Origin of the sequence: Clostridium cochlearium (assembly GCF_900187165.1) — a bacterium.
Lineage (GTDB): Bacteria > Bacillota > Clostridia > Clostridiales > Clostridiaceae > Clostridium_G > Clostridium_G cochlearium.
The window spans coordinates 2,407,295-2,419,686 of record NZ_LT906477.1; the positions used below are offsets into that span (position 1 = coordinate 2,407,295).

12 protein-coding genes are annotated in these 12,392 nt (G+C 26.4%); 2 read left to right on the top strand and 10 right to left on the bottom strand.

Features of this window, described 5'->3' with window-relative positions:
* Nucleotides 1–3: 3 nt before the first annotated feature.
* Nucleotides 4–756: an acyl-[acyl-carrier-protein] thioesterase gene (locus CKV72_RS11910; protein WP_089864594.1), complete on the bottom strand. Its 753-nt coding sequence runs from the start codon at nucleotides 754–756 to the stop codon at nucleotides 4–6.
* A gap of 315 nt (nucleotides 757–1,071) precedes the next feature.
* On the opposite strand from CKV72_RS11910, the gene CKV72_RS11915 reads away from it, so the two are divergent.
* Nucleotides 1,072–1,659: an ECF transporter S component gene (locus CKV72_RS11915; RefSeq protein ID WP_089864596.1), complete on the top strand. Its 588-nt coding sequence runs from the start codon at nucleotides 1,072–1,074 to the stop codon at nucleotides 1,657–1,659.
* Nucleotides 1,660–1,733: 74 nt separating this feature from the next.
* Here CKV72_RS11915 and CKV72_RS11920 read toward each other — a convergent pair whose 3' ends face one another.
* Nucleotides 1,734–1,916: a DUF1858 domain-containing protein gene (locus CKV72_RS11920; protein WP_089864599.1), complete on the bottom strand. Its 183-nt coding sequence runs from the start codon at nucleotides 1,914–1,916 to the stop codon at nucleotides 1,734–1,736.
* Nucleotides 1,917–2,053: 137 nt separating this feature from the next.
* Nucleotides 2,054–3,463, bottom strand: coding sequence for an NAD(P)/FAD-dependent oxidoreductase (locus CKV72_RS11925; RefSeq protein ID WP_095178332.1), 1,410 nt, complete (start codon nucleotides 3,461–3,463; stop codon nucleotides 2,054–2,056).
* Nucleotides 3,464–3,648: 185 nt separating this feature from the next.
* Between CKV72_RS11925 and pgsA the strand changes: the two genes are divergently transcribed.
* Nucleotides 3,649–4,179, top strand: a complete 531-nt coding sequence (gene pgsA, locus CKV72_RS11930) for a CDP-diacylglycerol--glycerol-3-phosphate 3-phosphatidyltransferase (RefSeq protein WP_095178333.1) — start codon at nucleotides 3,649–3,651, stop codon at nucleotides 4,177–4,179.
* A gap of 21 nt (nucleotides 4,180–4,200) precedes the next feature.
* Here the strand turns inward: pgsA and CKV72_RS11935 are convergent, their stop codons facing one another.
* The 7 genes from CKV72_RS11935 to CKV72_RS11965 all read right to left on the bottom strand — a co-directional run bounded on the left by CKV72_RS11935 (nucleotide 4,201) and on the right by CKV72_RS11965 (nucleotide 12,390).
* A complete protein-coding gene (locus tag CKV72_RS11935; protein ID WP_095178334.1) occupies nucleotides 4,201–4,416 on the bottom strand; it encodes a DUF3006 domain-containing protein in 216 nt (71 codons plus the stop codon).
* A gap of 25 nt (nucleotides 4,417–4,441) precedes the next feature.
* Nucleotides 4,442–4,879, bottom strand: coding sequence for an ACT domain-containing protein (locus tag CKV72_RS11940; protein ID WP_168943681.1), 438 nt, complete (start codon nucleotides 4,877–4,879; stop codon nucleotides 4,442–4,444).
* A gap of 173 nt (nucleotides 4,880–5,052) precedes the next feature.
* Complete coding sequence (locus tag CKV72_RS11945) at nucleotides 5,053–6,552, bottom strand: L,D-transpeptidase family protein (RefSeq protein WP_095178335.1); 1,500 nt, start codon at nucleotides 6,550–6,552, stop codon at nucleotides 5,053–5,055.
* A 108-nt stretch (nucleotides 6,553–6,660) separates the two neighbouring features.
* Nucleotides 6,661–7,995 carry a replicative DNA helicase gene (locus CKV72_RS11950; RefSeq protein WP_089864616.1) on the bottom strand — a complete coding sequence of 445 codons (1,335 nt, stop codon included), beginning with the start codon at nucleotides 7,993–7,995 and terminating at the stop codon, nucleotides 6,661–6,663.
* A gap of 55 nt (nucleotides 7,996–8,050) precedes the next feature.
* The gene (lonC, locus tag CKV72_RS11955; protein WP_089864619.1) at nucleotides 8,051–9,937 is read right to left on the bottom strand and encodes a Lon family ATP-dependent protease; all 1,887 of its coding nucleotides are present in this window, start codon (nucleotides 9,935–9,937) and stop codon (nucleotides 8,051–8,053) included.
* Nucleotides 9,938–9,955: 18 nt separating this feature from the next.
* Nucleotides 9,956–10,399 (bottom strand): 50S ribosomal protein L9, encoded by a 444-nt coding sequence (gene rplI / locus CKV72_RS11960; RefSeq protein WP_089864622.1) that lies wholly within the window; start codon nucleotides 10,397–10,399, stop codon nucleotides 9,956–9,958.
* Complete coding sequence (locus CKV72_RS11965; RefSeq protein ID WP_089864624.1) at nucleotides 10,396–12,390, bottom strand: DHH family phosphoesterase; 1,995 nt, start codon at nucleotides 12,388–12,390, stop codon at nucleotides 10,396–10,398. Before CKV72_RS11965 ends, rplI begins: the two co-directional genes overlap by 4 nt.
* Between the last annotated feature and the right edge of the window lie 2 nt (nucleotides 12,391–12,392).

A 12,392-nucleotide genomic window follows, 5' to 3' on the forward strand; every position in this document is an offset into this window, starting at 1 on the left:
AAATTAGTCAGCTTCTTTATTTTTTTGCCAAGTAGTTTCAGCTAAATTTAGTTCATTACCATCTTTATCTATTATACTATGTTTACATGTTATGATATCATCCTTATTTTCTATTTCACATAAAGCTTTAACTTTATCACCATAAACTGTTTCTTTTTTATAATCCATCTTTAAATTCTTTAAAGTATAATTTAATACTATTTCTAAAGGAACTGTCTCTATTATCCAAGATACATATTTTGAATTATTTACATGTCCATTTGTATCTATATCACTATATCTTACATTAAATGTTTTTTCATTGTTTATATTTTTAAGTTTCTTTATTTTAGACATTTTTACAGCCTTACATTCTGTTTCTTCTACTTTATAAGCTTTACAAAGTTCTTCAGGTATTTTTTTTAATTTTCTTTTATCTGTATCTATAAGTAACCATTGGGATAAAGCCTCAATTATTTTTTCCCCATTTCTATCTCTTATTTCAAAATCTCTATATGCATAAAATTTTTGAAAATATTTTGGTCTGGTTTTTACTTTTATAATGTCACCATATTTAGGAAAACTGTTTATATTTATATCCCACTTATGTATTACCCAAGCTATTTTATTTTCTTCCATATATTTAAAACCTATACTCATATCCTCTGATTGTTTGGTTGCAATATCACCAAAATAATTTATTATACTAGTTATTAATGCTCTCTTTTTATAATCTACTTCATAATAATGTATCTCATAATCTTTCTCAGTTTCCATTTAAATTCCAAACCCCTTCCCTATCTTATAATTTATTTACATTGTAACCTACATATATATAATTCTACAAATATATTTAAAATTATTTATCATAATTTTAATAAATTAAATTTAATTAAGGTATAGAGATTATATAGTAAATACAATGTTTACTATTAATTATTTATTATGTAAAATATGTTTACTTTTATGGTAATTTATGATAAAATTTTAACAATCGGTATTCTTTATGAAACTGAATTTTTTATTTAAAACTAAATCAATATTAAATTAAATGACTTATATCCTTTAAGGAATAAGATCGGAGGTATTAATATGAGTGAAAATTCTTTAAACAAATCTAAGTTAAAAACCCAACAAATAACCACAGTTGGGATTTTATTTGCTGTAACAATTGTACTTGGATCTACTGGATTAGGTTTTATACCCATCCCCCCAATAAATACTACTATTATGCATATTCCTGTAATAATAGGTTCTCTAATTGCAGGTCCTGTAGTTGGTGGATTAACTGGTCTTTTATTTGGGATATTTAGCATGTTTAGAGCAATGAATTTGCCTAGTCCTGTTTCTTTTCTATTTATGAATCCAATAATAGCTTTAATTCCAAGAATACTTATAGGTGTTACTCCCTATTTAATATATAAATTTGTAAAAACAAAATCTAATATATTTAATCTATCCTTAGCTTGTACCATAGGTTCTTTTACAAACACCATAGGTGTAATGGGTTTGATATATATTTTGTATATAGACAAATTTGCTAATGCACTTCATATATCACTAAATGCTGCTAAAACTACTATACTTGCATATATGTTAAATGGTTTTGTATCTGCAAGTGTTGCTATTGTAATATCTGTTCCAGTAGTTATGGCTGTAAAAAAAACTTTTATTAGGTAAGCGTTTAAAATTCAGTTTCATAAATAGACAAATTTTAAAAAACCTGTGAAATTAAAATTTCACAGGTTTTAAAATTATTTATTTAAAGCTTCCATAAGTTTATTCAAATCTAATCCATGAACCATAGCTGCTTGTTCTACTGTTTCTGACTGAGCTGATGGACAAAATACACATCCCATTCCAAATGTTGCAAGTATTTCTGCTGCTTCTGGTTTAGCCTTTATTATTTCACCAATAGTCATATCTTTAGTAATCATATATAATCCTACCTTTCTTATTAGTTTTTAATGTTTATTAATTTGGTCTAATTTATTAATTTAATTATAATTAATAAATATTTATATTTCAAGTATATATTTATATTTAATATATGCATATTAAATATAAATATTCTTTACAATTTTCTATCTATATCTCTTGCAACAATTATACCTGTCACTGATGCTTGCATTAATCCTCTAGTAATTCCGGCACCATCGCCTATTGTATAAAGATTTTTTATAGAAGTTTCAAATTTATTATTTGTATGAAATTTACTAGAATAAAATTTAACCTCTACTCCATATAATAATGTATTTTTACTATATAATCCTGGAGCTATTTTATCAAATGCCTCTAAAGCTTCTATAATAGAAACTAAATGTCTATCTGGTAATACAAAACTTAAGTCCCCTGGTACTGCTGCCTTTAATGTAGGTATAGTAGTAGATTTTTTTAATCTTGAATAATCAGTTCTTCTACCATTTAAAAGATCTCCTAGCCTTTGTACCATTATTCCTCCACCAGTTAACATATTACCTAATTTCGCTATATATTTTCCATACTCTATAGGTTGATTAAATGGTTCTGTAAAGGTAGTAGATACTAAAACAGCAAAATTAGTATTATCTGTTCTTAAATTTTTATCTGAGTAACTATGTCCATTTACAACTGCTATATCTCCATCATAGTGTTCTTCTGACACAACTCCTCCTGGATTCATACAAAATGTTCTCACTTTATTTTCAAAAGTATCTGAGTAATAAACTAGTTTTGCTTCATATAAATCTTTTGTTAAATCATCCATTATAGAATTTGGTACTTCCACCCTTACTCCTATATCTACAGCATTGTTTGTTGTTTTTAATCCTAAATTTTTAGCTTCTTCTGAGAGCCATTCCGCTCCTCCTCTACCTGGTGCTGCTATTACGTAATTCGCCTCTATAATTTTTTCTTCTTCATCATTTTTCTTAATTTTAATACCTTTTACTTTTCCTTTTTCAACTAATATATTTTTTACTTCTGTTAATTCACTAAATTCTGTATTAGTCTTATCTATTAAATAATGGTACATATCCTTTAAAACTCTATATGCTGATTCAGTACCTAAATGCCTTACTGGACATTCAATTAATCTTATATTATGTTTACTTGATTCATATTTAATTTTATCAACTTTTTCATTATTTAACCCATAAACAGTTTTATTAGCTCCAAATTTCAAATAAATATTGTCGCAGTAATCAATAAATTCTTTACAGATTTCTTCTGAATAATATTCTAATATTCTACCTCCAACTTCTGGACTTAAAGATAATTTTCCATCTGAAAAAGCTCCTGCTCCAGACCACCCAAAAGTTATTCCGCATGGATCACAATTTACGCACTTCCCAGTAATTCTTGCAGGACAATTTCTATTCTCTATATTTCTTCCTTTATCTACTATTAAAATGCTACTTCTAGGTCTTAATTTACTAATTTCTAATGCTGTAAAAATACCTGCAGGACCTGCCCCAATTATGACTATATCATATTTATTTTTCATTTAATCCCCTCCAATTAATATGTTATTTATTGATTACATCTAAGTCAATATCTTTGGAAAATATATACTTTTATTTGTGTTAAATCTTTTACTTTACATATAACTTATGATATTATTAATTATAAATTTGTTTAATTTAATACTTTATAATTAAATTATATATATTTTTTATAGGAGAGATATTTATGAACATACCTAATATATTAACCTTATTTAGAATGTTTTTAATCCCCATATTTGTTATTATATTTTTTTCAAATATCAAAAATAACCTATTCTATTCTATATGTATATTTTTATTAGCTGGTATTACTGATATATTAGATGGATATATAGCCCGAAAGTATAATCTAATTACTAAATGGGGAATTGTACTAGATCCTTTAGCTGATAAACTTATGTTATTAACTGTTTTATTCTGCTTAAGTAGCTCTAATATAATTCCCACTTGGATATTAATAATTGTATCTTTAAAAGAATTTGTTATGATTATAGTAGGTGGAATTTTATACAATAAAGATTTCATAATTCCATCTAATAAATTTGGGAAATTATCCACCTTTATGTTTTATATATCTATATTTTTTCTTATTTTTAATAAAGATTTAAGTAGATATTTACTAAATTTATCTGTAGCTATAGCCATAGTTACTTTTTTAAATTATTTATTAATATACATAAAAAAGAAAAAGAATATTAAAGAGCACAGTATATAATAATACTATGCTCTTCTTTTATTACTCTTCCCATAAATCCTTTGTAAGTTCCTCTATTTCTTTCTTTAATTTTTCAGTTTTATTATAATCTATAAATACATCTAATTTTATAATAAGTGCATCTCCTTCTTTAGCATCTTTAGGAACTTCAACTTTAGGTAAATTTAACATAACTCCATCTTCTAATTCTACCACTACATATTCCTCTTCAAACCTGTCTATTACACCATTTAACATGACACGCCTCCCTTTATTATAAGCTTTAATCCATCGCTATTAAATCAAGTTTTATAACATTATCCATTTCAGAAATCTCCTTTAATAACCTATTAAACTCTATATTTAGCTGTGAAATATCAAAAGTTATATTTACATTAGCTGTATTATGTATTGGTATTTCCTGATTGATAGTTAATATATTTCCTTTATATAAGGCTATCTTATCTAAGATTTTAGATAAAGTTCCTGGTCTATGACTTAAAGTTACTGAAATAATAACCTTTTGATTAGTTGAAAGCTCAGATATATTAAAAACATAATCCTTGTATTTATAGTATGTACTTCTACTAATTCCTACTACTTTTACTGCTTCGGTAATTTCTTTTATTTTACCAGATTTCATAAGTTCTTTAGCTTCTATAACTTTTTCAAACACATCTGGTAATACACTAGTATTTATCATTAAATACTTGTCTTTCATAAAATCACTCCCTATGTACATTATTGTAGTACATGTGTTTTTATATGCTATACTAATATATGATTATAATATATATATTTGATTTTTTAAATATATTTTTTAAAATTGTTTTTTATATTTTCAAATAAATAAAAAAGAGGCTCTATAAAATTCTAAGAGCCTCATTTATAACCTTATTGAATTACTACTAAAGTATTTCTCGGGATATTATTATACATCCATTTTATATCTTCATCTTTGAGACGTATACATCCATGAGAAGCCTGTGTTCCTAATTTATTATACTCACTTTGTATAATACTTCCATCTAAATTATGGAGCACACTATGAAATAAATAATTATAATTAAATCTTATAAAATTATAACAAATGTATCCATGTTCTTGTCCAAAACTTGGTCCCCTTCCACCTATTAAAAATCTACCTTTAATAGTAGGTGTACCACTCATTCCTGTAGAACAAATAAAAGATTTTATAAGCTTATTATTTTCATATATATATACTTTTTGATTAGCTATACTTACTAATATACTATATCTATTATTAGGAATAACCTTCTTAACATAATCTGATTTTATATAGCCATTAATGGTATTTAAGCTATCATAATCAGTAGCTTGTACTTTATAGAAATCTCCACTTTTACCTAATACCTTAATTTCTTGAGTACTTCCATATATATGACCTGCTATTCCAGTATTAAGGCTTGGACCTTTTCTTACTCTAATTTTAGTAATTTCACTGTCATTACCTACATATAAAGGCTCTATCTTTGGTGCTTGAGGATATTTAGAAGTAGGAGGTGCAGGTTTTTTTAATACATTAAATTCTATTATTTTTGAACTATCATAATCTCCTAAGCCATCAGATTTACTTCCTGTATCCCATGCTTTTTTTACTCTAACATTTATTTTATAATTTCCTGCTTTTAAACTTCCAGTATTTATTTTATAAATATTTTCTGATTTTAGTTCATCTGTATATCCTTTACTTAAATCTGTCCACCTGCCATTGTTTGAAGAATACATTAATACCTTATACTGTACTAATCCATGATATGAGTTTGTTTTAATTGAAATATCTTTAGAAGCTCCCTCATACATTTTAGTTTTATTATCAAAAGATATATCTAAATTAGGTTCACCATTTTGTAAACATATAAATTCCTTTGACTTATAGTCATCATAAGATACTTCATATTCACCTATTTTAGCATTATATTTCCCCTCTGATTCAGGAGTTTTAGCAAATATAAACAATTCGTAATTACCTGAATCAACATTAAATAAGTTTACTTGAAATACTTCATTTCCTTTTCTATCTAAAGTATATCCTGATGTTACATCCTTCCATGAGTTTGTGTCCTTTGTGTATAGTAATGCCCTATAATTTAATCTACCATTATAATTTGAATTAACTTGAAACTTTATAATTCTATTGCTATATATTGAACTATAATTAGATTCTATTTTAACGCTATTTAATAAAGTATTTTGATCTAATGGAAGTTTTTCTTCCTTTTTATCAGAAGCATTTTCTGTATTATTTATTCCATTTATGTTACTCAAATCTTCAGTAGTTTCTGCACTTGCTTTATAATTGCCAGCAAATAAAAAAATAAATAACATTAAAGAAACACATAGTACTTTTTTAATATTAATTGATTTAATCATCCATCCACCTCTTATTTTTATTTAGTACATGATATTTATAATGTTTTTACCATTATATTGTAAAAACATTATAACATAAAGTCAGCGGATTAATCCACTGACTTTATGTTATTCTTGGTGTATAATATCTAATCTTGCAAATTTACTAAATTGTCCTAACCAAGCCAATTTAACTGTTCCAGTTGGACCATTTCTTTGCTTAGATATTATACATTCAGCTACATTTTTCTCTTCAGTTTCTTTATTATAATACTCATCCCTGTACAAAAACATAACTAAGTCTGCATCTTGCTCAATAGAACCTGATTCTCTTAAATCAGATAACATAGGTCTATGATCTGTTCTCTGTTCTGGTGCACGAGATAACTGTGATAATGCAATAACAGGACACTCCATTTCTTTTGCTAAGGCTTTAATAGATCTTGATATTTCAGAAACTTCCTGTTGTCTACTTTCACTTGACTTACTTCCAGCCATAAGTTGAAGATAATCTATTACTATCATATCTATCCCTTTTTCCATCTTCAACCTTCTACATTTTGATCTCATTTCCATTACAGTTATACCAGGAGTATCATCTATGTAAATTTTAGCTAAAGATAAAGGACCTGATGCCTTAGCTATGTTTTCCCAATCTTTATCCTCTAAATTACCTGTTCTCAACTTTAGCATATCGACATTTGCTTCCGAGCATAAAAGTTTATAAGCTAGCTGTTCTTTAGACATCTCTAAAGAAAATATAGCTATACTTTTACCTTCTCTTAATGCTGCATATTGTGCTAAATTTAATGCAAAAGTTGTCTTTCCCATAGAAGGTCTTGCTGCTATTAATATCATATCTCCTTTTTGAAAACCTGATGTTTTACTATCTAATTCTGGAAAACCTGATGGTACACCTGTTACTCCACCCTTATTATTAAATATTTTCTCTATCTCTAAAAATCCTCTTTCCAGTACAGTACTCATAGCCTCAAAATCACTAGCATTTCTATTAATACCTATATTAAATATTTTCTTTTCTGCTGAATCTACTACACTAACTACATCATCTTGTCTATTATAGCTATCATTAATTATTTCTGTTGATGCTCTTATAAGTTTTCTTAATGTAGATTTGTCTTTAACTATATTGATATAAGATTGAAGATTAGCAGTAGATATAATAGAAGTTCCAACCTCACTTATATAAGTTACTCCACCAGCTAATTCTAATTTTTCTTTCGATTGAAGATTTTCAGTTATAGTGACCATATCTACTGCAATATCTTTTCTATATAAATCCAAAATTGCCTCATATATTATTTGATGAGCTTCTTTATAAAAATCTTCTCTATTTAAAACTTCTAAAGCTTGTGCTATGGAAGTCTTGTCTATTATCATAGCTCCTAAAACAGATCGTTCTGCATCAATATTTTGAGGCATACTTCTTAATGGTGCATCCATTATTCATCTCTCCTTATAGCATTAAGTTTAAACAAATATATTTTATTTAAACAACTTAAAATACTATATTTAATAATTCTTCTATATCATCTACAGCTTTTATTTCAATGTCATCTAATCCTTGTGGAGCTTCTTTTAAATTTTCCTTTGGTATAACAACGGTTTTTATTCTTTTTCTTCTTGCACCATATATTTTTTCAAAAATACCACCTACAGGCTTTACTTTACCTCTTAGTGATATTTCGCCTGTTATAGCTATATTTTGCTGTATAGGCTTATCTAATAGTGCACTGATTATACAAACTGTTATAGCTGCTCCTGCTGAAGGGCCATCTATCCTTCCTCCCCCTATAACATTGACATGTATATCATAATCTCTTAAATCTTTTTTGGTAATTTTTCTAATAACAGATGCCGCATTAAACACTGAATCTTTTGCCATGCTTCCAGCTGTATCATTAAATCTTACTTGTCCTTTACCTTTTTCTTTGGCTTCAAATACTACAGCTTCAATTTCTATAGTAGAACCTATATATCCACTTACACCTAAACCATATACATGTCCAACTTCAGATTTATTTTCTTTTTCTAATTCCTCATAAGGTATTAATCTATTGATAGATATTACTTCTTTTAAATCATCAATTCCTATTTTTATATTATTTTCTGTTGCTGAACTACTTTTATTATAAAGCACATATCCATATGCATCTGCTAAAATATTAATAGCTTTTCTTCCTTCTATTGTGTATCTACTTATAGTTTCTGGAACTTTTTCATCCAATTCTACATTTATTTTTTCTGCAGCATTTAAAATTATTTTTTCTATATCAGTTGGTGTTAATGGTTGAAAATATACTTCTGTACATCTAGATCTTAAAGCAGGGTTTATTTCTGATGGTTCTCTAGTAGTTGCACCTATTAATATAAAATCTGCTGGTGCTCCTTTATCAAATAAGTATTTAATATATTTAGGTGTGTTCTCATCATCTGGATCATAATAAGATGATGAGAATTCAACCCTTTTGTCTTCTAATACCTTTAATAGTTTATTTTGAAGTATATTATCTAACTCTCCTATTTCATCTATAAATAAGACCCCACCATGTGCTTCTGTAACAAGTCCTGGTTTAGGTTCAGGTATTCCAATCTCCGCTAAATCCCTTTTACTTCCTTGATATATAGGATCATGAACAGATCCAAGCAGTGGATTTGTTATTTCTCTAGGATCCCACCTTAAAGTAGTTCCATCAACTTCTATAAATTTTGCATCTTCTTCAAAAGGTGTATTACTAAGTCTTTTTCCTTCTTCTAAAGCTAACCTAGCAGCAGTTGTTTTTCCTACTCCTGGTGGTCCATATAAAATAATATGTTGTGGATATGGAGAAGCTATCTTTGATAATAATGATTTAATAGCTGTTTCCTGTCCTACAATTTCTGAAAATGATTCTGGTCTTAATAATGATTGAATACTTTTAGTAAGTTTCTTTTTGTCTAACATCTCTAATCTACTATACTTTTTTAACGTGCTACTATTTTCTGTTCCCTTTTGTTTTTTTATTATATTAAGACGTATTTCATCTATATATTTATTTTGTTTTTCTATTAAATTCTTTTCTACTTGCTTTTCTATATTATTTTGTATATATCTTTTTGCAAGTATTTCTGAAATATGTTTATTCGTATCTTCTAATACATCAAATACATTTTTATAATTAGGAACTATTTCTACTCCTTTTCCATCTGTAACTATTTTATTTAAAGCATATAGCCTTTTATATATATCATTGCTATTAATATAATCTTCTAATTTATATTTTATAGTTCTTTTTCTAATTACTTTTTCATTTAATATTTTTTTTACCATATCAAATAGAACATCAATTTGTACTTCTAAAGATATAGCATTTTGTTCTAAATCATACTGTTGATTCTGTCTCAATTTTAAAATCGTTCCTCCTTATATACCTTCAATCCTAACTTTAATTTTTGTTGAAATTTCTGGGTATAATTTAATTTCTACATCATATATTCCTAACTGTCTTATAGTATCTACATTTATTTTTCTTCTATCAATATCTAAATTAAATTTATTTTTAAGTTCATCAGATATATCTTTTCCAGTTATAGATCCAAACAGTTTTCCATTATCTCCTGATTTAACTTTTAAAATAAGTTCTTGATTTTTTAGTTCATCTGCTAATTTTTGAGCCTCCTCCATTTCTGCTAACTTTTGTTTTCTTTCTGCTTCCTTTTTATTGTTTAATAAATTTAAACTTGATTCATTAGCTTCTGAAGCTAATTTCCTAGGAAATAAAAAATTTCTAGCATATCCATCAGATACGTTAACTACATCATCTTTCTTTCCTAATTTTTTTACATCTTTTAATAATATAACCTTCATCCTTCATCACCTTCACTTAAGTATTTATCTATTGAATTTTGAAGCTCTATTAAAGCTTCTTTCATAGTCATATCTTTTAATTTTGCTCCAGCCATAGTCATATGTCCTCCGCCTCCCAAGGACTCAAGTATTAATTGAACATTAACCTCTCCTAAGGATCTAGCACTTATATAAATATCATTTTCTATTTTTACAAGTACAAAAGAAGTATAAATTCCAATTATGTTTATTAATTCATCAGCTGCCTGAGCTGCTAGCAATGTATCTCGTATATCTTCAGGACAAACTGCTATGGCTATATTATCTTTTACTTTTGCTGTTTTAATAATTTCATATTTTTTTAAATGAGTATTTAAATCATCTGAAAATAATTTTTTAACATGAATAGTATCTGCTCCTAATCCTTTTAAAAAAGAAGCTGCTTCAAAAGTTCTAACACCTGTTTTAAAATAAAAGTTCTTAGTATCAACACAAATACCTGCTAACAATGCTTCTGCCTCAATTGTCTTTAATACAGGTTTTTCAACCATATATTGAATAAGCTCTGTAACTAATTCAGAAGTAGATGATGCATAGGGCTCTATATAACTTAATAATGTTTCCTCAATATAATCCGTAGATTTTCTATGATGATCTATAATAACTAATTTTTTAGACTTTTCAACGACTTTAATGTTTTGAACATGCCCTTTATTGTGAACATCTACTATTATAAGTAAACTATTTTCATCTATTTTTTCTATTGATTTATTACTATTAATAAAAACGTTATTATATATTTGTTCTTCTTTTATTTTATCCATTAAAGTTTTTATACTAGTATTTATATCTTCTAATATTATATAGCATTCTTTATTTAAAGTATTAATTATACTATATAATCCTAACGCTGATCCTATACAGTCTATATCCGGATTTATATGTCCCATTATAAATACTTTATTACTTTCTTTTATTAAATCTAGGAGTACATAAGAAACTACTCTTGCCTTTACTTTTGTTCTTTTTTCTATTTCTTTAGTCTTTCCTCCATAAAAATCTAAATTTTTCCCACTTTTTACAACTACTTGATCTCCACCACGTCCAAGTGCTAATTCTTTTGCTGATGTAGCAAATTTACCATTTTCAAGTGGACTTTCTCCATTCCTACCCACTCCAACACTTAGTGTTACCATTAATTTATTACCTATATTTATGTCCTTTACTACATCTAATATCTCAAATTTTTTTTCCATTTCTTTTTCTATATACTGATTTTCAATACATAATATATATTTATTGTAATCATATTTCTTCAACATTGCACTTAAATTTTGAGCATAACTGTTTATGGCTCTTTCTATCTCTGCAATGAGTAATGGTTTTTTATCTTCTTCAGTGCTTTTTATAACATCGTCTAAATTATCCACTTCTATAAGCATTATAACTTCCTTAGTTTTATTTATATATTCTAATTGTGTATTAATTTCTGTTACATCTGATAAATAAAGAAGGATAAGTTTCTGACTTTCATCCGCTAATGTAGAATTTGTATCAAGAGTATTAATAAAAATATTATAATATCCATTAAATATTTTTAAATTTTCTAAATTATATTTTTCATTATTATTTATTTTATTAATGTCAAATTCTTTTATTATATTTTTTATATTCATTTCCAATACATCTTTACCATCTAATATTTTAGAAAAGCTATAATTATACCAAATTATATTTCCATTATTATTTAATATTAGCATAGGTAAAGGAAGATTTAGTAATGTATTCCTAGTTGCACTATCCAAATTATATGAAAAATTCTCTATAAATTCTTTCCACTGGTCTTTTCTTATTTTACTACTTTTAATATTATAAAATAAAAGTAATATATAGATTATGAGAAAAAAACCTCCTAGTAATATATTTTGATACATTACTACCATTACTAGCACAGCAATTATAATCATATATCCTTTGGTGGGAGTTATTAACCTTTTATATTTACTATCCATAA